21 protein-coding genes are annotated in these 23733 nt (G+C 28.1%); 20 read left to right on the top strand and 1 reads right to left on the bottom strand.

The genetic code is table 11. The features are described from left to right. Positions 1 to 224: 224 nt before the first annotated feature. The 16 genes from BN899_RS16990 (at position 225) to BN899_RS16925 (ending at position 18733) form a co-directional block, all read left to right on the top strand. Positions 225 to 641 carry an NfeD family protein gene (locus tag BN899_RS16990; RefSeq protein WP_042277934.1) on the top strand — a complete coding sequence of 139 codons (417 nt, stop codon included), beginning with the start codon at positions 225 to 227 and terminating at the stop codon, positions 639 to 641. A gap of 30 nt (positions 642 to 671) precedes the next feature. Then, the gene (locus BN899_RS16985; protein WP_042277932.1) at positions 672 to 1670 is read left to right on the top strand and encodes an SPFH domain-containing protein; all 999 of its coding nucleotides are present in this window, start codon (positions 672 to 674) and stop codon (positions 1668 to 1670) included. Between the two features lie 278 nt (positions 1671 to 1948). Next, on the top strand, positions 1949 to 2413 hold the full coding sequence (locus BN899_RS20690; protein WP_242824227.1) for a GlgB N-terminal domain-containing protein: 465 nt from the start codon (positions 1949 to 1951) through the stop codon (positions 2411 to 2413). Continuing rightward, positions 2410 to 3966, top strand: a complete 1557-nt coding sequence (gene glgB / locus BN899_RS16980) for a 1,4-alpha-glucan branching protein GlgB (protein WP_242824226.1) — start codon at positions 2410 to 2412, stop codon at positions 3964 to 3966. The genes BN899_RS20690 and glgB overlap by 4 nt, the downstream gene beginning before the upstream one ends. Positions 3967 to 4022: 56 nt before the next feature. Then, complete coding sequence (locus tag BN899_RS16975) at positions 4023 to 5177, top strand: glucose-1-phosphate adenylyltransferase (RefSeq protein WP_147568599.1); 1155 nt, start codon at positions 4023 to 4025, stop codon at positions 5175 to 5177. 1 nt (position 5178) lies between these two features. Then, positions 5179 to 6306, top strand: coding sequence for a glucose-1-phosphate adenylyltransferase subunit GlgD (gene glgD / locus BN899_RS16970; RefSeq protein ID WP_042277930.1), 1128 nt, complete (start codon positions 5179 to 5181; stop codon positions 6304 to 6306). Between the two features lie 15 nt (positions 6307 to 6321). After that, a complete protein-coding gene (gene glgA / locus BN899_RS16965; RefSeq protein WP_042277928.1) occupies positions 6322 to 7764 on the top strand; it encodes a glycogen synthase GlgA in 1443 nt (480 codons plus the stop codon). A gap of 15 nt (positions 7765 to 7779) precedes the next feature. After that, a complete protein-coding gene (locus tag BN899_RS16960; protein ID WP_081712308.1) occupies positions 7780 to 10230 on the top strand; it encodes a glycogen/starch/alpha-glucan phosphorylase in 2451 nt (816 codons plus the stop codon). Further along, positions 10208 to 11770 (top strand): glycoside hydrolase family 13 protein, encoded by a 1563-nt coding sequence (locus BN899_RS16955; RefSeq protein ID WP_042277959.1) that lies wholly within the window; start codon positions 10208 to 10210, stop codon positions 11768 to 11770. Before BN899_RS16960 ends, BN899_RS16955 begins: the two co-directional genes overlap by 23 nt. Continuing rightward, positions 11734 to 12060, top strand: a complete 327-nt coding sequence (locus BN899_RS20875; RefSeq protein ID WP_334291376.1) for an alpha-glucosidase C-terminal domain-containing protein — start codon at positions 11734 to 11736, stop codon at positions 12058 to 12060. The genes BN899_RS16955 and BN899_RS20875 overlap by 37 nt, the downstream gene beginning before the upstream one ends. 151 nt (positions 12061 to 12211) lie before the next feature. Then, entirely contained in the window at positions 12212 to 12637 is a 426-nt protein-coding gene (locus tag BN899_RS16950; RefSeq protein ID WP_052356896.1) for a single-stranded DNA-binding protein, read from the top strand. A gap of 255 nt (positions 12638 to 12892) precedes the next feature. Next, entirely contained in the window at positions 12893 to 14197 is a 1305-nt protein-coding gene (locus BN899_RS16945; RefSeq protein ID WP_081712306.1) for a dicarboxylate/amino acid:cation symporter, read from the top strand. 142 nt (positions 14198 to 14339) lie between these two features. Next, the gene (locus BN899_RS16940; protein WP_042277922.1) at positions 14340 to 15149 is read left to right on the top strand and encodes a MerR family transcriptional regulator; all 810 of its coding nucleotides are present in this window, start codon (positions 14340 to 14342) and stop codon (positions 15147 to 15149) included. Between the two features lie 87 nt (positions 15150 to 15236). Then, entirely contained in the window at positions 15237 to 16541 is a 1305-nt protein-coding gene (locus tag BN899_RS16935; protein WP_042277920.1) for an MATE family efflux transporter, read from the top strand. Between the two features lie 151 nt (positions 16542 to 16692). Further along, entirely contained in the window at positions 16693 to 17805 is a 1113-nt protein-coding gene (locus BN899_RS16930) for a YkvI family membrane protein (protein ID WP_042277918.1), read from the top strand. Between the two features lie 58 nt (positions 17806 to 17863). Further along, positions 17864 to 18733 (top strand): hypothetical protein, encoded by an 870-nt coding sequence (locus tag BN899_RS16925; RefSeq protein ID WP_042277916.1) that lies wholly within the window; start codon positions 17864 to 17866, stop codon positions 18731 to 18733. Positions 18734 to 18794: 61 nt separating this feature from the next. Here the strand turns inward: BN899_RS16925 and BN899_RS16920 are convergent, their stop codons facing one another. After that, positions 18795 to 19937, bottom strand: coding sequence for a zinc dependent phospholipase C family protein (locus BN899_RS16920; protein ID WP_052356895.1), 1143 nt, complete (start codon positions 19935 to 19937; stop codon positions 18795 to 18797). 264 nt (positions 19938 to 20201) lie between these two features. Between BN899_RS16920 and BN899_RS16915 the strand changes: the two genes are divergently transcribed. From BN899_RS16915 to BN899_RS16900, 4 genes are all read left to right on the top strand, one after another. Continuing rightward, entirely contained in the window at positions 20202 to 20582 is a 381-nt protein-coding gene (locus BN899_RS16915) for an ArsR/SmtB family transcription factor (protein WP_042277912.1), read from the top strand. Between the two features lies 1 nt (position 20583). Then, entirely contained in the window at positions 20584 to 20955 is a 372-nt protein-coding gene (locus BN899_RS16910) for a NifB/NifX family molybdenum-iron cluster-binding protein (RefSeq protein WP_042277910.1), read from the top strand. A 275-nt stretch (positions 20956 to 21230) separates the two neighbouring features. Further along, a complete protein-coding gene (locus BN899_RS16905; RefSeq protein ID WP_042277908.1) occupies positions 21231 to 22418 on the top strand; it encodes a M20 metallopeptidase family protein in 1188 nt (395 codons plus the stop codon). Positions 22419 to 22634: 216 nt separating this feature from the next. Further along, positions 22635 to 23657 (top strand): BMP family lipoprotein, encoded by a 1023-nt coding sequence (locus BN899_RS16900; protein WP_042277907.1) that lies wholly within the window; start codon positions 22635 to 22637, stop codon positions 23655 to 23657. Positions 23658 to 23733: the final 76 nt, after the last annotated feature.

The following is a 23733-nucleotide window of genomic DNA, read 5'->3' as shown; positions in this document are numbered from 1 at the left end:
TTATTATCACTTAAATATATAACTATAATACATTTAAACTTGATGTTTATATATAGTCGTAATCTTTTTGTAATATATACAGCTTTAAATTATGGTAAACTGTATTTAAATAAGAGGGGGAATCTTATTTTTTAGTTAATAATTTTCTTTATACACATATATTTAATAATAGAAGATTTAAATGCTTAATAAATTAAAAATATAATATTAAATGAGGGATTGATATGAAATTAATATGGTTAATAGTAGCTATTGCATTTGGTATAGCAGAAGCTATGACACCTAGCTTAACATTAATATGGTTTAGTATAGGTGCATTAGTTGTACTATTTTTAAGTAGCTTTATAGAAAGTATATTTATACAAATAGTTCTATTTGCAATAATATCTACAGCTTTTTTATTTATTGCTACTAAAAAAATAGTAAAAAAAGATGAAGGCTACAAGTACAATACAAATTTACAGGCTATTATTTCAAAGAGAGGAATAGTGGAGTCAGAGATACTTCCAGGTCAAACTGGATTAGTAGTAGTTGATAGTGAAAAGTGGAGTGCTATATCTATTGATGGAAGAAAATTAGAAAAAGGCGATATTGTAGAAGTAGTTAAAATTGAGGGAGTTAAATTAGTTGTCAAAAAATAAAAAAATAAATATAATGGGGGTATGATTTAAATGGTAGAATCAGTAATGCCTATAATATTACCAATAGTGTTAATAGCTGTTGTTGTAATATTAGGTTTATCATGTGTTAGGGTAATAAAGCAGTCTAAAGTAGGAATAGTAATGAGACTTGGGAAGTTTTTGAAAGTAGCAGATACAGGAGTTCACTTTTTAGTACCATTTATAGATACTATGAGTTATGTAATTGATTTAAGAGAAAATGTAGTAGATTTTCCACCACAACCAGTTATAACTAAGGATAACGTAACTATGCAAATAGATACTGTAGTTTATTATAGAGTTACAGATCCAGCTAGATATGTATTTGAAATAGCAAATCCAATAACAGCAATAGAAAATTTAACAGCTACAACTCTTAGAAACATAATAGGTGAATTAGATTTAGATGAAACATTAACTTCTAGAGATATAATAAATACAAAAATGAGAGTAATATTAGATGAAGCAACAGATAAGTGGGGAATAAAAGTAAATAGAGTAGAACTTAAAAACATAATGCCTCCACATGATATACAAGTAACTATGGAAAAGCAAATGAGAGCAGAAAGAGAAAGAAGAGAGTCAATACTTCAAGCAGAAGGTAATAAATCTGCATCAATACTTCAAGCGGAAGGTGAAAAACAATCTGCAATACTTAGAGCAGAAGCTAAAAAAGAATCTACGATTCGTGAGGCAGAAGGTCAAAAAGAAGCAGATATACTTAAAGCACAAGGAGAGGCTGAAGCAATAAGACAAATTGCAATAGCAAAAGCTCAAGGGGATGCAGAGGTAATACTTAGAGTTCAAGAAGCAAATGCTAAAGGTTTAAGAGCCGTATTTTTAGCTATGAAAGAATCTAATATTGATGATAATATGCTAGCTTTAAAATCAATAGAAGCTCTTGAAAAAATGGCAGATGGAAATGCAACTAAGCTTGTACTACCTTCAGACACTGTAAACTTTTTAGGAACATTTAAAGGAATAAAAGAGGTTTTAGGTGATGATAAGTAGTATTTATACTATATAGCAAATTATTTTAAAGAAGTCTTATAATTTTATAAGACTTCTTTTTTTTAATTCAGTATTAATTACATATTTTACACGAATGAACTCGATATATGAAAATAGGTTTATTAATATGAAATAAAATACAATAAAATGTCTGAATTTTTCTAAAACTTATTTGTAAAGTATAGAATGTTTTACTATATAATTAATTAAAGCATAGAACATTTTACTATATAATTAATTACTATGTGAGAGATCAATAGGGGGAGGAAATTTTACATATGGCGTACAAAAAAAATATAAAGTATGAATATCTCATTTGCCAAGAAAATATTGATATGTTTAAAATGGGACAGTCATATGATAGCTACAAATTTATGGGAAGCCATATAGCTACGTACAAAGGTAAAAAGGGGATATGTTTTAACTTATGGGCACCAAATGCGAAAAATGTGTATTTAGTAGGAGATTTCAATGATTGGGACAAAGAATCACATCCTATGGAGAATATTAATGATAGTGGAATATGGAGTATTTTTCTAACAAATGTAATAATAGGTCAATCATATAAATATAATGTAATAGGTTATGATGGTATCAGTAGAATGAAATCAGATCCATATGCAGTATATTCTCAAAAAAGGCCAGACACTGCATCTATAGTATATAATCATGATAATTATAAGTGGAATGATCAAAAATGGTTAAAAAATAGAGAAATAAAAAGTATGATAATGAGCCGATGAATATTTATGAGGTTCATTTAAGTTCATGGAAAAGAAAATGGGATGGGGAGTTTTTTTCTTATAATGAGCTATATGAAATGATAGATTATGTAAAAGATATGGGATATACACATATAGAAATGCTTCCTATAACAGAGCATCCGCTAGATGAATCTTGGGGATATCAAACTATAGGCTATTATAGTAGCACTAGTAGATATGGAAAACCAGATGAATTTAAAGCATTTATAGATACGTGTCATGAAAATGAAATCGGAATAATAGTAGATTTTGCATATAGTCATTTTTGTAAAGATGAACATGGACTATATAAATTTGATGGGACTAATCAATTTGAATATAGTGATCCACTAAAGGCTGAAAATATAGGTTGGGGAACTGCTCATTTTGATTTAGGAAAACCAGAAGTTAATAGCTTTTTATTATCAAATGCTCTTTATTGGTTTAATGAGTTTCATATAGATGGAATGAGAGTAGATGCAGTATCCAGTATGTTGTATCTAGACTATGATATAGGCCAGTGGAAGCCAAATAAATATGGAGGAAGAGAAAATTTAGAAGCTATAGATTTTTTAAGAAGATTTAATGAAACTATATATAAATACGTTGACAATCCTATAATAGTAGCTGAAGAATCTACAGCATGGCCAATGGTAACAGGACCAACATATAAAGGAGCATTAGGTTTTACATATAAATGGAATATGGGATGGATGAATGATACATTACGATATATGGAAATGGATCCTATATATAGAAAGTATCATCATGAACTAATAACTTTTTCTTTTATGTATGCATTTTCAGAAAATTTCATACTACCACTATCTCACGATGAAGTTGTACATGGTAAAAAATCATTATTAGATAAGATGCCAGGGGACACATGGCAAAAATTTGCAAACCTTAGAGCTTTATATGCATACTATATGATACATCCAGGTAAAAAGCTTTTATTTATGGGTTGTGAATTTGCTCAAGGATTAGAGTGGAGATATGCTTATGGATTAGAATGGGAGCTTTTAGAAAAAGAGCCTAATATTAAAATGAAAAATTATATAAAGGATTTAAATAACTTATATAAAAATGAAAAAGCCTTATATGAAATAGATAATTCCTATGAAGGCTTTGATTTTATAGATCCTCACAATAGTGAACAAAGTGTAGTAGTGCTTATGAGAAAAGGGAAAAACCCAAAAGACTTTATGATAGCAGTAATAAACTTCACTCCTGTTGTTTACTATGACTATAAAGTAGGAGTGCCTTATGAGGGAATATATGAAGAAGTATTAAATTCTGATAATGATAGATATTTTGGATCAAATCAAACTATGGAAGGTGCACAGTTAACTTCTATAAATGAAAAATGGCATAATAAAGAACATTATATAAAAATTAAAGTTCCTCCTTTAGGAGTAAGTTTTATTAAGGGAAAAGATATATTTTTAGATAAGTTAGATATAAATAAAGAAGATAAGATACTTATTGGCGGGAAAAATGATAAAAATGAAATTATAAATAAAAAAAATATAATCAAAGTTCAAGAGTTATAAAAATATAAAAGATATTTTAATAATAAATTAGTGATTAGTAATAAGGGGGATAACTAGTGAAAAAAGAAATGTTAGCTATGATTTTAGCAGGAGGTCAAGGTTCAAGACTAGGAGTTTTTACAAAAAGAATTGCTAAGCCAGCAGTATCATTCGGTGGAAAGTATAGAATAATAGATTTTGTATTAAGCAATTGTTCTAATTCAGGTATAGATACAGTAGGTGTATTGACACAATATAGACCATTAATTTTAAATACTCATATAGGCATGGGAAGTCATTGGGATTTAGATAGAATAAATGGAGGAGTATATGTACTTCAACCATATATGAATGAGACAGAAGGGAATTGGTATAAAGGTACTGCAGATGCTATATATAAAAATATGGACTTTATAGATAATTATAATCCTGAGTACGTATTAGTATTATCAGGAGACCATATATATAAAATGGATTACAATAAAATGCTATCATACCATAAAGAAAGAAATGCAAAAGCTACTATAGCTGTAATTGAAGTTCCATGGGATGAAGCTTCAAGATTTGGAATAATGAATACAAATAATGATGGAAGTATTTATGAATTTGATGAAAAACCTGAAAATCCTAAAAACAACTTAGCCTCTATGGGTGTTTATATATTTGATTGGAAAGTATTAAAAAGTTACTTTAAACAAATCGAAACAGAAAATGTAAATTATGATGATTTTGGGAAAAATTTATTACCTAAAATGCTAGAAGATAATGTTGAAATGTTTGCATATCCGTTTACTGGATACTGGAGAGACGTAGGTACTATACAAAGCTTGTGGGAAGCTAATATGGATCTTATAAACTCAGAAGAAGTATTAAAAATAAATGATAATAAGTGGAGAATATATACAAATACAAAAGCTATGCCTCCTCAATATGTTGGATTAAAGGCAAGTTTAAGTAACTCAATGATAGCAGATGGTTGTATGGTATTAGGTAAAGTAGATCACTCTGTATTATCTCATGGAGTAGAAGTTGGAGAAGGTAGTATTATAAAAGATTCTGTAATAATGCCTAATGTTAAAATAGGTAAAAATGTGGTTATAGAGAAGGCTATGATCGGAGAAGGAGCAATAATAGAAGATAATTGCTATATAAAAAATGATATAGATGAAATAAATGTAGTTTCTGAGTATGAAGTTATAAAAGCTGAAGCTATATTAGAAGGAGGTCTGTAAAATGGTAAATAAATGCATGGGATTAATAAATTTAAATAAAAAGGGAGAACCAAATATAAGTAAACTAAATTATGGTAGACCAATAGCATCAACACCAATAGCAGGTAGATATAGAGTTATAGACTTTACTTTATCTAATATGGTTAACTCAGGAATAACTAATATAGGAATATATGCAAAAGAAAAATATAGATCTTTAACAGATCATATAGGAAGCGGGAAAGATTGGGACTTAAGTAGAAAAAAAGGTGGATTATCTATATTTAGTCCAGAAGATACTGAAGTACAAAATAAGTATCCGTATAGAAAAGGAGATATATATAACATACTATGTAATATTGGATATATAGAAAAAAGTGAAGAAGAATATATATTAATTTCACCAAGCTATATGATATGTAATATGGATTATAGCGAAGCTATTAAATACCATATAAGATCTAAAAATGATATAACAATGATATATAAACAAGTTGATAACGCTAATGAAGACTTTGATGGAAATTTAACTCTGGTGCTAGACAATAATAAGGTTGTAAATATAGGTAGTAATTTAGGGGTGTTTTCTAAAGCAAATATATGGATGGAAACATATATAATGAAAAGAGAAGATTTCATAAAAACTATATATATGTTAAGTAATACTGGAGAATATTTATATTTAGAAGACTACATATCTGAAAATGTAAATAATCTAAGAGTTGGAGCGTATGAGCATAATGGATATTTAAAATGTATAAAAACAACTAAATCATACTTTGAAATGAGCAAAGACTTGTTAAATATAGATGTGGCTAAGGAGCTATTATATTCAGATAGGAGAATATTAACTAAAGAAAAAAATGAATCTCCTACAATATATTCAGATAAGGCAAACATAGAAAATTCATTTATAGCAACAGGGTGTGTAATAGAAGGAAATGTAAAAAACAGTATTATATTTAGAAAGGTACGTATAAAAGAAGGTGCAAATATAGAAAACTGCGTAGTAATGCAAAATTGCACTATAGATAAAGATGCATATTTACAAAATGTTATATTCGATAAAAATATAAATATCGGAGAAGGAAAAGAATTAAGAGGAGATGAAAATTATCCTATTGTCATAGAAAAAGATATAAGTATTTAAAGGGGGAAATTTTTAGTGAAAGTTCTTTATGCAACATCAGAATGTTGGCCATTTGCAAAGACAGGGGGATTAGGTGATGTAGCTTATGCATTACCTAAAGCATTAAAAAAAGAAGGCGTTGATATTAGAGTAATACTTCCAAAGTATTCAAATATGCCAAATTATTTAAAAGAAAAATTAAACGAAGTAACTATATTTAATGTTAAGGTTGGATGGAGAAATCAATACTGCGGGCTTTTAGAAATGGAATTAGATGGAGTTAAGTTTTATTTTATAGATAATGAATATTACTTCAAAAGAGAAGGAGAAATTGCATATCTTTATGGATATGATGATGATGCAGAAAGATATACTTTCTTTAGCAATGCAGTATTAAAAGCTATATCAATACTTGATTTTTATCCACATATAATTCATCTAAATGATTGGCATACAGGTATGATACCATTAACTTTAAATGAGAAGTATAGGAATTTACCAGGATATAAAGATATAAAAACTATATACACTATCCATAATCTACAATATCAAGGTGTATTTTCTAACTTGGTTCTAGGGGATGTATTAGATCTTCCTTATAAGTACCTTGAAAATGGAAATGTTGAATACTATGGCGGAGTTAGCTTTATGAAATCAGGCATAGTATTTAGTGATAAGGTAAGTACTGTAAGCCCTACTTATACAAATGAAATACAAACTAAATTTTATGGAGAAAGTTTAGATGGATTGTTAAGGCATAATTCATCTAAATTAATAGGAATATTAAATGGAATAGATTATGATTTAAATAATCCTAAAACAGATAAAGATATATTTGTTAATTTTGATATTAATAGTATTGACAAAAAAGTTGAAAACAAACTTAAATTACAAGAAATTTTAGGTCTTGAAGTAAACTCTGATATACCATTAATAGGAATCGTTTCGAGATTAGTATCACAAAAAGGCTTTGATTTAATATCTTATATTATGCCAGAACTTATGAGAGAAAATTTACAAATAGTAGTTCTAGGTACTGGAGAGCATCAATATCAATCAATGTTTAATTATTATGATTCACATTTCCCTAAGAAAGTGTCAGCAAGAATAACATTTGATAGTGCACTAGCACAACAAATATATGCAGCAAGCGATATATTCTTAATGCCATCATTATTTGAGCCATGCGGAATTGGACAAATGTTAGCGATGAGATATGGAACACTTCCAATTGTTAGAGAAACCGGCGGTTTAAAAGATACAGTTAAGCCATACAACAAATATACTGGGGAAGGAAATGGATTTACATTTGCAAATTACAATGCTCATGAGATGCTTTATTGCATACAGATGGCGATAGGGCTTTATCATGATAAAGATACTTGGAAAGAATTAATGTTTAATGCTATGAAAACTGATAGTAGCTGGAAGAAATCAGCTCAAGATTATATAAAGACCTATCAAGATATGCTAGATTAAAGGGGTGATTTGATTTTGGTCACAATTAGTAAAAAGAAATTTAAACAGCAATTTGAAACTAAGATGTATAGTCTATATGCTCAGTCGATAAATGAAGCTAGTAATGAACAATTATTAAACGTTCTATGCAGTGTTATAAAAGATATAATTGCAAAGAGATGGATTGAAACTAAAATAAGCTGTCAAAAGGAAGTATACTATTTTTGTATAGAGTTTCTAATGGGAAGACAGCTAAAATCTAATTTATTAAATCTAGACCTAGAAAAAACTATAAGAGAAGGTTTAAAAGATTTAGGTATTAGTTTAGATGACCTAATAGAAGAAGAAGTAGACCCAGCATTAGGAAATGGCGGCTTAGGGCGACTAGCAGCATGTTTCTTAGACTCTATGGCATCATTAGATATAAGTGGCCATGGATACGGGATTAGATATAAGTATGGCCTTTTTGAACAAAAATTTGTTAACGGTTATCAGGTAGAAGTGCCTGATAACTGGCTTACACAAGGAAATTATATATGGGAAACAGTAAGACCTAATAAGGCTGTTGTAGTTAAATTTGAAGGGGATGTAGAGTTAATAGATGATAATAAAAGATTAAGAGTAGTTCATAAAAACTACATTCCAGTTATGGCTATGCCTTATGATATCCCTATTATAGGATATGAAAATGACTCTATAAATACATTAAGATTATTTAAAAGTGATATTGTAAGAAGAGATTTTGGTCCTACATCTTCTAATGCCAAAAATTATTCAGGAAGTTATGATGATGCACTAAAATATAAGTACTATGCAGAAGAAATATCACAAGTTTTATATCCAAATGATTCAAACTATGCAGGAAGGTTACTTAGATTAAAGCAAGAATATTTCTTTGTTAGTGCGGGGATTCAAGATATAATAAGAAAATTTAAAAAGCACAAATCTAATATATTAGACCTACCTAAAAGTGTAGCTATTCATATAAATGATACACATCCAACACTTTGTATTCCAGAATTGATGAGAATATTATTAGATGAAGAGGGACTATCTTGGGATGAAGCATGGGATATAACTAAAAATACAATATCTTATACAAATCATACAATAATGGCTGAAGCTATGGAAAAATGGCCAGCAGAAATGATGAAAAAATTACTTCCTAGAATATACATGATAGTAGAAGAGATAGATAGAAGATATAAGAATTATTTAAATGAAAAGTATTCTGGAGATATTAATAAGGTCAATCATATGAGTATTATAAATTGTGAAAATATAAGTATGGCTCATTTATGTATAATGGGAAGCCACAGTGTAAATGGTGTAGCAAATCTTCATACTGAAATATTAAAAAATGAAGTATTAAAGGATTTCTATGATGATGAGCCTGAAAAGTTTAATAATAAGACAAATGGTATAGCTCATAGAAGATGGTTACTAAGCTGTAATCCAAAACTAGCAGACCTTATAACAGAACTTATAGGAAGCGAATGGAAAAGAGATACATTAAAATTGGAAGAGTTAGAAAAGTATAAAGACGACATAGATGTATTAAGAAAGCTAGATGAAATAAAAACAGATAATAAAAAAATACTAGCTAACCATATAAAAGAAAAATATGATATAGATATAAACCCAAACTCTATATACGATGTTCAAATTAAGAGGCTACATGCATATAAAAGGCAACTTTTAAATGTTTTTCATATACTTCATTTGTATCATGAATTATTGGAAAATCCAAACTTTGATATAGAGCCTAGAACATTCATATTTGGTGCAAAAGCTGCACCTGGGTATCACTTAGCAAAATCGATAATTAAGTTTATAAATTCAGTAGCATATAAAATTAATAATGATGAAAGAGTTAAAGATAAACTAAAAGTTGTTTTTGTTGAGAACTATAGTGTGTCTTTAGCTGAAATAATAATACCAGCAGCTGATGTAAGTGAACAAATTTCAACAACGACAAAAGAAGCATCAGGAACAAGTAATATGAAATTTATGATGAATGGTGCAATAACTATAGCAACATTGGATGGAGCAAATGTTGAAATACATGAGCAAGTTGGAAATGAAAATATTATATTATTCGGATTAAGTGCTAAACAAGTACTAGATTATAATAAATATGGTGGATACTCAGCTCTAGATTTATATAAGTCTAATATGTATATAAAAAGAGTTGTAGATGATTTAATAAATGGATTTATACCTAATATAGAAAAAGAAGGTAGAGAAATTTATGATTCACTAATAACGTATAATGATGAATATTTTGTATTAAGAGATATGGAAAATTATATAGAGGCACAGCAAAAAATAAATAAATTATATAAGGAAAAAGAAAAGTGGAATAGTATATCTTTAGTTAATATAGCTAACTCAGGAATATTTTCTTCAGATAGAACTATATCAGAATATGCAAAAGATATTTGGTTTAAAGGGTGTGAGATAAATGGGGAATATAATAAACTATAATTCTTGGGAAAACAAGGCTCCTTTTGGAGCCTTGAAAATCAACCAAGGTATGAAAATATCAATAAATGTAAATGAAGATTCTAATATATCAAATATTGCCTGGGTAATATTAAGAGAAGATGTAGAATTAAGTAGAATTAATTTAGTAAAGGAAAGTGAAAATTGCTACAAAGGAGAATGTAGTCTATTTGAAGAAGTTGGTATTTATTTTTACTACTTTGAAGTAGAACTTAATAATAATCAAAAAGTATTCTATGGAAGAAGTAGAGAAGATGGGCAAGCCTGTGAATATTCTTATTATGATATAAATAAATATCAAGTAACGGTATATGAAGAATACGAAGTTCCCACTTGGTATAAAGAAGGTATAGTGTATCAAATATTTGTAGATAGATTTAACAATGGTAATAAAACTAAAAAGCCTAGTAATCCTAAAGAAAATAGCTTTATATATGGAACTTGGAGTGATATTCCTATGTATATAAAGAATAAGGAAGATGAAGTAATAAGATGGGATTTTCATGGTGGAAATTTAAAAGGTATAATAGATAAACTTACATATTTAAAAAGGCTAGGTGTAAGTATTATATACTTAAGCCCAATATTTGAATCTTCAAGTAATCATAAATACGATACAGGAAATTATGAAAATATAGATCCAATGTTTGGAGATGAAGAAATATTTGAAGATTTAATAAAAAAAGCAGAAAAAAAAGGTATAAATATAGTATTAGATGGAGTATTTAGTCATACTGGTGCAGATAGTAAATACTTTAACAAATATGGAACATACGATGAAGTAGGAGCTTTCCAGTCACAAGAATCTAAATATAGTTCTTGGTACAATTTTAAAAATTTTCCTTTGGAATATAAATGTTGGTGGGGCGTAAAAGAATTACCAAATGTTAATGAATTAGATCCAGGTTATATAGACTATATTATAAAAAGTAAAGATAGTATAATTAGAAAATGGACAAGTAAAGGTGTAAAAGGTTGGAGACTAGATGTAGCTGATGAACTTCCAACTAAATTTATAAAATTATTAAAAGAAGAATTAAAAGATATAGATAATGAAGCTGTTTTATCAGGTGAAGTTTGGGAAGATGCATCTAATAAAGTAAGTTATGATGAAAGAAGAAGTTATCTTCTTGGAAATCAGTTAGATTCAGTTATGGGATATCCTTTTAGAAGCAATGTAGTTTCATTTCTAAAAGGAGAAATAACATCTAAAGATCTTAGAAATAAGTTTATGGAAATTAAAGAAAACTATCCTAAGGAAGCATTTAAATCAAATTTAAACCTAATAGGTAGCCATGATGTTAATAGGATAAAAACTGAGTTAAATGAAGATAAAGAGATGGTAAAATTAGCAGTATCTATACAAATGACATTTGAAGGAGTTCCATATATTTACTATGGAGATGAAGCAGGTCTTATAGGTGAAAAAGATCCAGATAATAGAAGAACATATCCTTGGAACAATGAAGATGAGGATATGATAGAATTCTACAAAAATACTATATCTACAAGAAAAAATTAAATCCATTAGTTCATGGTGATACTAAGTTTATAGATACTAAAAATGATGATGTATTTGGATTTATAAGATTTACTGAAGATAGTGAAAGAATCCTAATATTAGTAAATAGAAAAGATAACGTTCAAGATATAAATATAAACTTAGAGGAAGATATTTTAGAAGAAATAGATATAAACCATGGTGTTAAAAAATATGTAGAAAGTATATTTAAAGAAAATGATAATTTTAATATAGAGTTAAGTAAAAAATCATTTAGAATATTCAATATAAGAAAAATAATGGAAAACTAATATAATGTAATAAAACTTAGGAAAAGAATGCAAAATTGCATTCTTTTTTTAGTTCATTAAATAAAAAAACTGAATTTTGGAAAAATATGTATTATAGATTAGATCATTGTTTATACTTCAAATAAAAATAAATTAAAAAAGGATGATATTTATGAATAATGTTATTTTAGCAGGACGACTTACTAGAGATGCAGATATAGATTTTGTAGGAGACTCTCAAGTTGCAAGAGCAAGATTTACATTAGCAGTAGATAGAGATTATAAAGATAAGTATGGTAATAGAAGCACAGATTTTATAAATTTAGAGGCGTGGGGGAATAAAGCTCAGGCTTTTGCTCCAAGGTTGAAAAAAGGAGCATTCACATTAATAGACGGAAGTGTTGTGGTAGATCGATACAAGACAGCAGATGATGAGAATAGATCTATAACAAAGATTTATGTAAATAGCTTTAGGTATATAGAAATAAGAGAAAAAAGTAATGATATAAAAGAAGAAAGTAAGCAGTATGACGGAAGTAAATTATTTGAAAATGTAGGAGTAGATATTGGTTCAGTAGAAGAGGAACTACCATTTTAACAAGAATATAACTAAGAAAATAAAAGGAGTATAAGTTAGAAAATATTAAGAAATCTAACTTATACTCCTTATTTATATATAATTAATGAATTTTCGAAGATATTATTTAATGAAAGTTGGTCAAATGTCAAAATACTAATTAAATTAAACTATAAATACTAATAACTTTATAAAATTAAAAATTCGACACCTGAAATATAGACAGACTTTATTTTTTTAATGAAAAAATAAAGATGGTAGTGTATAATATAATATATAAAACGAAAAAAAGTTCGAAGGAAGGAGAATTATTATGAAAAAAAGATCACGTTAACGAGTAAAATATTACTAGGTCTTCTGTTAGGATTCTTATTTGGATTACTATTAAAGCAGATGCCATCGAGTTATATAAAAGATACAGTAATTTTAGGAGGAGTATTTAAAATTTTTGGAAATGGATTTACTTCTGCTATAAAGATGATGGTTGTTCCATTAGTATTTGTTTCATTAATTTGCGGTTCGGCTTCTATGGGAGATGTTAATAAGTTAGGTAGAATAGGCGGAAAAACTATGTTATTTTATCTAGGAACTACTGCAATAGCAATAATAATATCTTTATTCTTAGGTAGTATATTAAAACCAGGCTTAGGTCTTGATATGAGTAACTTAGTTTCAGGAGATGTTGCAATTGGAGAGTCAAAATCGTTAGTTGAAATAATATTAAATATTATACCAAGCAACCCAATACAATCATTAGCAAATGGAGATATGTTACAAGTTATATTCTTTGCATTACTTATAGGAATAGCTATAAATGTTGTTGGACAAAAGGCAGAACCTATTAAAGTATTATTTGAAAGTGCAAATGAAGTTTGTATGAAAATGGTAAATATAATAATGCTATTTGCTCCATATGGAGTATTTGCATTAGTTTCGAATACATTTGCTACAGTTGGAACAGATGCAGTATTCGCATTATTAAAGTATGTAGGAGTTGTATTACTAGGACTATTAATACATGTAAGTGTAGTTTATGGTGGATTATTTAAAATATTTACAAAGCAAAAAATAAAGCCTTTCTTAAAAAAGTTTACACAAGTAGCAGCAGTAACTTTTTCTACTGCATCAAGTAATGCTTCAGTACCAGTAAGCTTAGAGATAATGGAAGAATTAGGTGTTGGGAAAGCAACAAGATCATTTACAATACCAATGGGTGCAACTATAAATATGGACGGTACGGCTATAATGCAAGGAGTAGCAGCATTATTTATAGCACAAATATATGGAGTAGATTTAGGATTAAATGATATGATGACAATAGTACTTACTGCAACATTAGCATCTATAGGAACAGCGGGAGTTCCTGGTGTAGGTATGATAATGTTATCGATGGTTCTTCAGTCAGTAGGACTTCCACTTGAAGGTATAGGTCTTATAATGGGTGTTGAGAGAATTATAGATATGTTTAGAACTACAGTTAACGTTATGGGAGATAATGTTTGTACTTTAGTTATAGCAAATAGTGAAAAAGATTTAGATTTAGAACAATATAATAAAGACGCTAAATCTCAGTTAGCATAATTAATATAAAAATGAGTACTAAGTGTAAGGCTTAGTACTCATTTTTTATATACTAAAAAATTATAATAATATATAGTTTTAGAAAAAATTAAGGTATTATTAGTGTATTATTAAATATAATAATTTTTAAGAAGGTGGTAAAATGAGAACATACTTTACAATAGGAGAGATATCTAAGCTTTCTAATTTACCTATAAAGACACTTAGATATTATGATCAAATAGGAATATTAAAACCTGCATATATAAATAAAGAAAATAATTATAGGTATTATTCAATAGAGCAATTTATGCATATAGATATAATAAAATATTGTAAGTTAATAGGAATGTCTTTAGAAGAAATAAAAATGCTTATAAACTCTGATGGAACAGTAGAATCTATGTTAAATACATTAAAAAGGCAAAGTAGTTTATTAGAGAAAAAAATTAAAGAATTATCAGATATTAAATCATATCTAGATGAGTTAGAAGCAAATATAGAAGAAACCATAGATACTGAAATGGATACGGTGGTTATAAAATATAATAAAGAGCGTAAATTTATAAAGTACGATTGCATAGCAAGTGAATTAGAAGAGTTTGAGATGCATCTAAGAAAAGTTATTATTGATATTGAAAATAAGTATAATGAAACATATCCTCAACTTGGAGCTAGTGCATCCTATGATAAATTAGTTAATGAAGGAAAGTTAGTGTATACGGGAATAAAAAGTTTCTCTCAAAGAGAAAAGTATAAAAAAGAGGGCATTTTACCAGAAGGAGAATATGTAACTATATTATTTGATGATAACTATAAAAATTATATAAAGTATTATGAAAAGATAATTGAATACATAAAGGAAAACAACATAAGTGTAGTTGGAGATTTTAATGAAAGATGGATAATGCCAAGAATAGATAAAGATACAAAGGAAAAAACTTTAGTACAAATAGAAATATTAAAAAAATAATAAAAAAATAATAAAAAAGTATTGACCCTCCACTAACTGTACACTTTAAAATCTAAAAAGTAATAATTTTTTAGGAGGTTGAGATATATGAAAAAACAATTTTTAGAATATGCTATACCATCAGCCTTAGCTATGTGTATAGCTTCATTTAATACAGTATTAGATGGAGTATTTTTGGGTAGAGGTATAGGGGATTTAGCTCTTGCAGCTGTAAATATTGTTATGCCGCTTACTATAGTATTTTTCGGGCTTGCTACAATGGTTGCAGTCGGTGGTGGAGCTATAGTTTCAAAGAATTTTGGAGCTAAAAATGATGAAAGAGCTGTAAATGTATTTAGACAGGTAATGAAATTTCTAGTTGTTATAAGTTTAATTCTTAGTGTCATATGTGTTATTTTTGCATCTCCAATAGTTAAATTAATGGGAGCAACAGAAAATCTTCAAGATTTATCTGCTGAATATTTAAGATACTATGCAATGTTTTGTATTCCAAACTTATTAGGAATCGCGCTTGGAAGCTTTGTAAGAAATGATAATAGACCAAACCTTGCAATGATAGCTACTATAGCTGGAACTATATGTAATGTAGCATTAAACTATATATTTATATTTGAGTTAAAGTTAGGTGTAAAAAGTGCAGCAATAGCTACTGGATTAGGTCAAATAGTTACAGTTTTAATAATTACATCTCATTTTATAAGTAAAAAAGGAAAGCTAACATTTGGAAAATCTAAAATGGAAAAAGATATTATAACGGAAGCAATAAAGGTTGGTTTTCCATCATTTGTTGCAGAGGCAGCTTTTTCAGTAATGATACTTATACACAATATAGTTATAACATTTACGATTGGAGAAATGGGACTTTCTGCTTATGCAGTAGTAAACTATATCACTACTAATATATATTTAATATTATTAGGGGTAACTTTAGGAGCACAGCCTCTTATGAGTTACAATTTTGGAGCTAAAGATGCAGATAAAATAATAAATGTATATGGATTAGCAGTTAAAACTAGTATGATTATTTCTGCGGGATTTTTCGTTATATGTTTATTCTTTGGAAAGCCTATAATAGGAATATTTACATCAGATAAAACAATAATTGATATGTCTTATATAGCTCTGAATATGACTAATCTAGCATATTTCCTAATAGGAAAAAACTTAACGACAACAGTATACTATCAAGCAATAGAATTTACTAAGTACTCAAATTTAATAGGAGCTCTACGTTCAATATTAGTACTTCCTATTATACTGATTGTCTTTTCTAAAGTATTTGGTGCAAATGGTATATGGGTTAGTATGTTTGTAACAGAATTAATAACAATGTTTATTATAGCTAAAATAGCAAATATACAAAAATATGCTTATAAAGCAGTGGCGGATTAAATGATATAAATAATAAATATAGGACTCTACTTTAAATAACATAAGGTTATTTAAAGTAGAGTTTTTATTTTTATATAAAATGATACTAATAATATTGAACAAGCATATAGATAGATAAAGGGGAAAACTATTACTATAGGAGGGAGTTTAAATGAATAGGGGGAGCAACTTCAAGGAAATTATGAAATTTGCAGGAACCTATATATCTGTTTGTATAGGCTCAGGATTTGCAACAGGACAAGAAATTATGCAATTTTTTTCAGCACATGGAATGATAAGCATATTATCGAATATAATATGTATGGTAGTTTTAGCTTATTGTGGGGCTAGTTTATTGGAAATAGGAAAGAGCGCAAAGTTAAGATCAAGTAATGATATTTTTACATATTTATGCGGAAACTTAATAGGAGGATTTTTTAAAACTTTTATGCCCATATTTTTCTTTTTAAGTTTTGTAGTTATGATATCTGGTGCAGGAGCATCTATTAATCAATACTATGGAATAGATAAAGATATAGGATCATTAATTCTCGCGCTATTGGCCCTTGGATCAGTGCTAATGGGAATGAATAAGCTAATAGACATACTAGGTAACATAGGACCTATGATTGTAATAATATCAGTTGGTGTAGGTATTGTTACAATAGCAAGAAATTATGAATCATTTCTTGCTATAAATGAAATAATACCTACAATAAATGTTACTAAAGCAGTTGATAGCTGGGTTATGACAGCTATTATTTATAGTGGATTAAATTTAATTATAGCAACACCTTTTTTAGCAGGAGTAGGTGCTACAGCCAGAAATAGAAAAAATTGCATATGGGGTGGAATTTTAGGCGGTATAGCGTTCATGATCGCGGCTATAACTTTAAATTTAGGTATAATGGCAGATATAAATAATACATATATGACAGAAATACCAACATTATACATGGCAGATAAAATAGGGCCAATAGTTGGAGTTATGTTTTCTTTAATGCTTATAGCTGGAATTTATACTACTGCAGTTCCATTACTTTGGAGTGTATGTAGCAGTTTTTCAAAAGAGAAAACAGTTAAATTTACAATGATAGCTATTTTATGTACTATAGCAGGATTTATAGGAGGAAGATTGCCTTTTGCAATGTTAGTAAACCTTATATATCCACTATCAGGTTTATTTGGAGTAGTTATATTAATATCCATACTTTTAAAAAGATCAGGAATATTTAATAGGCAAAGGACTAAAATAAATAGGCAACTAACTTATAAAAAAGATTAGAATGACTAGGTCAAACTATGATAATATAATTACATAATTAAAACAAAGGAGAAAAAATATGAAAAAACAGTTAGAGATAGATTATTCATTTGGATATGTTTTTGATAAAAGTAAATTAATAGTAATGTATCCAGTTGGATCAAATGTAATAGATGAAGAAGATTATGAAATGGAAGTTGAAGTAGCATTTTTAGAAGATGGTATAGAAGAAGCTTTTGAAGAAAGTGACATAAAAGAAGCAAATGCAACTATAAAACCATTAGAAATGTTCTTAATGAAACCTAATAAAATAATACCATTTGTAACTAATATAAAAGATGCAAATACAAAGGCTGAGCTGCCTAAATTAGTTAAGGAATTTGATGAAGAATATGAAATAAAAGAAAATTACATAAATAAAGGATACGAAATAAAAGATATATACCATGTTTTTCAAAATGTAGCAAACTACATACCTAAAGAAAATATAGAAACATTAAATATATTAAAAGTAGAATCAGAAAAGTTTGATATGGAAAGCTTTACAAAAACTATAAAAGAAAACTTAGATGAAGCAGTAGATGAAAGTTTAATACCTGTTAATATGGTAAAAAGTAGTTTAACAGACCGATTATTTGTAAAATCAGATGAAAAAGATACTAAATCTAAATATGTAGTATTTGCTACAGATATAAGTACATACTCAAAAGGTATTTTATGTGGAAACAAAGAAATAGTAGAGGATTTAAACTTAGATATGGGTGATTTAGAAATATCTAATACTAAAGATGCAGGGTACTTAATTAATGAAGTAGATGGTTATCTTACTTTTAAAATAGCAAACTTCAACTCACAAACAGAAAATAAAAACCAAGTAGCACAAATAGTTGACTATAGTGGAATATTTAAGTCTATGATGATAAACTTTGTTAATCAATTTGTTAAGTAAAAAAAGATAGTAGTAGTTTATATAAAAGGGGCTGTCTAAAAATAGGCAACCCCTTTACTTTTTATTTATTTATATCGTAAGTTTCATTTCCTGAAAATACTTTATTTATATCTTTTTGAAGTATTACTTTTCCATTTGCTATTAATTTTAAATTACTTAGCTCCCAATCATCGCTTACAACAGTCATATTATTTTTTCTAATCCAAAACTTAGTTATATTATTTGTATCAAATTTTGAATTATCTTTTGTTTTTAATAAATAGTTATCTAATTGATTTCTTTCAAAATCATTACCTGCATTATCTAATAGCCATTCATTCTTTACTCCATCTTTTGTCTCGAAACCAAAATACACATGATCATCTGTTCCTGCATATTTATTATCAGCAGTTTTTAATATTACATTAAACTCACTAGCCATATTGCTATTTGAATTTGTAGTTTCATCTTGAGATACCTCATCCATAAATCTATATAAGAAACCTGCTGTACACACTTGAGAATTTTTTATAGCTTCTCTTCCTGAGTAATCCCAATCTTCCCAACTATGACTCATAGTTGAATGACTATAATATAAATCTTTAGCTTTTTTAGCATATGAAATGGAATTTTGAGTCATCCATTCATCATAATTTTTATTTTTAACTGCCTCTTTATATACGCCTGAAGTAGTATCTGTTCCAGTTGTATTTAATGCATAATTTTCTTTTCTTTCATCTACGAAAGTTTCATACTTAACATGACCTGGACTGTCTACAGCAGTTACATTAGATGCATGATATGGAGTGTTTAAATCACCTAAATAGTGTAGACCTTGACCTAATAAGAAAGTAGCCTCTTGATAATTACCTTTATTCCACTCATCTTGAGCTAGAGCTGTAAATTTTCTTACTTGTGTTTCTGCTGTATCATATATAGGTGATGCTACATACCACTTATTATCTAGTGTAAAGTTATTACCTGTATCAGGATCAAAGAAATGATCTTGATACAAATCATATGCGTTTTGATCATAATCAGGGTAAGTTGACCCTACTTTTAAATCCTTCATGTATTTATTTAATATTTCTATATTTTGTTTGACTATTGGTGATTCGTTTTTACTTAAATCATTATTTAGCATAGTTAATCCTTGTTCTGCTATTAATGCATGTGTTCCTGTCCCATCTTTTTTACCATCCCATGCATAAGATGTACCTCCCATAAGAGCACATAACCCTACTACACAAAATGTATTAATTGATTTTTTTAAAACCTATTTTTCATAAATACCCCTCCATCTAAATTATCTAATGAAATTTTGAAAACCCTCTTTTGACTATGATATTATCATTTATTAAAAAAAAATAATACTATTGGACTAAAATAGTCATATTATGGACTTAAATTTATAAAACTATCATTGACATATAAAAATAATAGGACTACACTTTAATTAAGTGATTACTTAACTAATTAAGAGGTGAATATGAAAGACATAGTAAACGTATTTAAAGCAATGGGAGATGAAACTAGAGTGAAAATTCTTTTACTTTTAGCCCACAAAGACGTATGTGCAAAAGGAATAGCAAAGCATGTTAATATTTCAGAAGCTGCAGTTTCTCAACATATAAAAATTCTAAAGCAGAATAATCTAATAACTGGATATAAAGAAGGTTATTATGTTATATATCATATAAACAAAAAGTTATTTCAAAAGTCTAAGGATTTTTTAGGTTCTTTAATTAATGAAGACCTAGAGAGTTATAAAGAAAAGTTTGAAATACAAGAATTTAACATATTAGATTGCAAGACAAATTGTAAATCGATGAAAAAATGTTGCAAAAAAAGATTAGAGGAGGAAAACTAAGATGAAAGTATGTGTGCCAGTAAAAGAAAATAAAGGAATGGAAAGTGTACCATTTAATCACTTTGGATCAGCTCCAATGTTTGTTATATGTAATTTAAACAACAATGAAGTTAGATCAATAGGAAATGGGGACTTAGGACATGAGCATGGAAAGTGTCAACCAATAAAAGCTTTATCAGGTGAAACTGTAGATGCAGTTATAGTTGGAGGAATAGGTCAAGGGGCTATAATGAAATTAAACTCTATGGGAGTAAAAGTTTATAGAGCTTGTGAAGGTGATGTAGCTACAAATTTACAAATGTTAAAAGACAATAAGCTTAATGAATTCCCAGCAAATCATTCATGCAACCATGATGGATGTTCACATCACTAAAATACATAAGGTATGAAGAGTATTTTAGATGATATAAGGATTTAAATTGGAATTATCAAAATATCCATATTTCTATATTTTGCATTCCAAAATTTACAGACTCTTGCTAATTATTAATAAAAAATGAACTTTAGTAACTAGAGTTCATTTTTTGTTGTGCAATCTTTTATTCTATTTTGAGACAGCTACTTTTATTGTATAAATTGTAATATAAAAGCTAGCTATGCATAAATATTATATTACTTTTAACTAAAATAATATAAGGAGAGACTACTATGGATAAAGATAAATTAATTAAAGAGTGTGAAAATATAAAACCATGGCTTATTGATATAAGAAGAGACCTTCATAAGACACCAGAGTTGTCAGAAAAAGAATATGAAACTAAGAGAAAAATAATAAAATATCTAAAGAATATAGGAATAGATTATATAGATTTTAAAAATCATAATGGAGTAATAGCATATATAATTAATAAAAATGCAAAACAAACAATAGCAATAAGAGCAGATATAGATGCACTTCCAATAAAAGAAGAAATAGATTCTTCATACAAATCAATAAATGAAGGAGTGATGCATGCATGTGGACATGATGCTCATACATCTATATTACTAGGTGCATGTAAAATACTTTATTCAATAAAAGATAAATTAAATGTTAATGTTAAATTTTTATTCCAACCTGCAGAAGAAACTATAGGTGGAGCTAGATTTTTGATAAAAGATAAGTGTCTAGAAAATCCAAAAGTTGATTATATATTTGGTCTTCATGTAATGCCAACCGTGAATACAGGAACTATAGAAACTAAATATGATACATTAAATGCAAGCACTGATACATTAAAGATTTCTATAAAAGGAAAGAAAGCACATGGTGCATACCCAGAAAATGGAGCTGATGCATTAGTAGCATCAGCTCATGTAATAACAGCATTACAAAGTATAATAAGTAGGAATATATCTCCGCTTAATTCGGCTGTGTTAACAATAGGAAAAATATATGGAGGAGAAGCACAAAACATTATATGTGATGAGATAAATATGAAGGCAACATTAAGGACATTAAATCAAGAAACTAGAAACTTTATGCTAAATAAAATAAAGACAATAATAGAAAATGTTTCATTAGCTTTTGGGTGTAGTGGAGAATTAGATATAGATGAGTACGGATATCCAGCAGTTATAAATAATAAATTTTTAGTGGACGTAGTAAAGAAAAATAGTGAAAAATTGCTAGGAAAAAATAAGTTTAGTATGAAGGAAAAGCCATCTTTAGGGGGAGAAGATTTTTCTTTTTACACTAGAGAGTGTGAAGGAGTGTTCTTTAACTTAGGGTGTAGAAACAAGGAAAAAGGTATAATAGAACAATTGCATACATCAAAATTTAATATTGATGAAGAGTGTTTACCAATTGGTGTTATGATGCATGTAGCTAATGTATTATATTTTAATAACAAATAAAATAATAATTAAAATAAAATAATAATCATTGACAAATCCGACATAAAATGTGATAATACTTAAAGAAAAATTATAACAAATTACAAAAATAAACTTTAATTTGGTCCAGAGAGACTAAAAAGATATTTGAATAGTTAAAATATAGAAAAAGCTAACTATCCTTTTATCATGATGATAAAAGGATTTTTTTTTAGAAAAACATCAGGAGGTCAAGATATGAAATTAAAAAAATTAGCTGTATTAGCAATGACAACAATATTATCAGCATCTATGTTAGTTGGATGTTCAGGAAAAACTAAAGAAAAAGATGATAATCAAATAACGATAGGTATGGTAACAGACGTAGCTGGTGTAAACGACCAATCATTTAACCAAAGTGCATGGGAAGGTCTTAAAAAAGCAGAAAAAGAATTAGGAATAAAAGTAAAATACTTAGAGTCTAAACAAGATTCTGATTATGCTAGTAATATAGAAACTTTAGCAGATGAAGGTGTAGATTTAATACTAGGAGTTGGAATGAAGTTATCAGGAGCTATAGAAGAAGGTGCTAAATTATATCCAGAACAAAAATTTGCTCTAGTAGATGAAACTTACAAAACAATACCTGAAAATGTAGAAACTATACAATTTAATGCTGAACAATCTGCATACTTAGTAGGATTAGTAGCAGGTAAGATGACAAAAACTAATAATGTAGGATTTATAGGTGGTATAGAATTACCAGTTATAGAAACTTTCCAATATGGATTTATGGCAGGAGTAAAAGCTGCTAACCCAAATGCAGAAATACAAACACAATATGCTAACTCATTTACAGATCAAGCAAAAGGTAAAGCAATAGCTAATCAAATGTACTCAAAAGATGCAGATATATTATTTATAGCAGGTGGAGATGTTGGAACAGGTGCAATAGAAGCAGCTAAAGAAAATAATAAATTTGCTATAGGTGTTGATAGAGATCAAAGTAATTTAGCGCCAAAGAATGTATTATCTTCAGCTATAAAAAGAGTTGATGTAGGAGTATTTGAATTAGCTAAAGATATAAAAGAAGGAAAATTCGAAGGTGGAAAGACTACTGTATACGGACTTGATGAAAATGCAGTTGGAATACCTGAAACTACTAAAAACTTAGTTCCTCAAGATATAATAGATTTCGTAAACGAGCAAGCTGCTAAATTCAAAGCAGGAGAATTAAAAGCTCCTAAAACTAAAGCCGAGTATGATGCTCTTGTAAAATAATATAAACATAACAAAAGAAAGCTATAAGATACTCAATTGGAGTGTCTATAGCTTTTTTTATTTAAATATAAAAATT

The organism is Faecalimicrobium dakarense (assembly GCF_000499525.1).
GTDB lineage: Bacteria > Bacillota > Clostridia > Peptostreptococcales > Peptostreptococcaceae > Faecalimicrobium > Faecalimicrobium dakarense.
Note: the sequence above shows the minus strand (reverse complement) of the source record. Positions and strands in the feature narration are given on the sequence as shown.

What these genes read in the sequence shown, in the direction of transcription:
- BN899_RS16990 (WP_042277934.1), top strand. Translation starts at nt 225, where the DNA reads ATGAAATTAATATGGTTAATAGTAGCTATTGCATTTGGTATAGCAGAA.
- BN899_RS16985 (WP_042277932.1), top strand. Translation starts at nt 672, where the DNA reads ATGGTAGAATCAGTAATGCCTATAATATTACCAATAGTGTTAATAGCT.
- BN899_RS20690 (WP_242824227.1), top strand. Translation starts at nt 1,949, where the DNA reads ATGGCGTACAAAAAAAATATAAAGTATGAATATCTCATTTGCCAAGAA.
- glgB (WP_242824226.1), top strand. Translation starts at nt 2,410, where the DNA reads ATGAATATTTATGAGGTTCATTTAAGTTCATGGAAAAGAAAATGGGAT.
- glgD (WP_042277930.1), top strand. Translation starts at nt 5,179, where the DNA reads ATGGTAAATAAATGCATGGGATTAATAAATTTAAATAAAAAGGGAGAA.
- BN899_RS16955 (WP_042277959.1), top strand. Translation starts at nt 10,208, where the DNA reads ATGGGGAATATAATAAACTATAATTCTTGGGAAAACAAGGCTCCTTTT.
- BN899_RS16950 (WP_052356896.1), top strand. Translation starts at nt 12,212, where the DNA reads ATGAATAATGTTATTTTAGCAGGACGACTTACTAGAGATGCAGATATA.
- BN899_RS16940 (WP_042277922.1), top strand. Translation starts at nt 14,340, where the DNA reads ATGAGAACATACTTTACAATAGGAGAGATATCTAAGCTTTCTAATTTA.
- BN899_RS16935 (WP_042277920.1), top strand. Translation starts at nt 15,237, where the DNA reads ATGAAAAAACAATTTTTAGAATATGCTATACCATCAGCCTTAGCTATG.
- BN899_RS16930 (WP_042277918.1), top strand. Translation starts at nt 16,693, where the DNA reads ATGAATAGGGGGAGCAACTTCAAGGAAATTATGAAATTTGCAGGAACC.
- BN899_RS16925 (WP_042277916.1), top strand. Translation starts at nt 17,864, where the DNA reads ATGAAAAAACAGTTAGAGATAGATTATTCATTTGGATATGTTTTTGAT.
- BN899_RS16920 (WP_052356895.1), bottom strand. Translation starts at nt 19,937, where the DNA reads ATGGGAGGTACATCTTATGCATGGGATGGTAAAAAAGATGGGACAGGA.
- BN899_RS16915 (WP_042277912.1), top strand. Translation starts at nt 20,202, where the DNA reads ATGAAAGACATAGTAAACGTATTTAAAGCAATGGGAGATGAAACTAGA.
- BN899_RS16910 (WP_042277910.1), top strand. Translation starts at nt 20,584, where the DNA reads ATGAAAGTATGTGTGCCAGTAAAAGAAAATAAAGGAATGGAAAGTGTA.
- BN899_RS16905 (WP_042277908.1), top strand. Translation starts at nt 21,231, where the DNA reads ATGGATAAAGATAAATTAATTAAAGAGTGTGAAAATATAAAACCATGG.
- BN899_RS16900 (WP_042277907.1), top strand. Translation starts at nt 22,635, where the DNA reads ATGAAATTAAAAAAATTAGCTGTATTAGCAATGACAACAATATTATCA.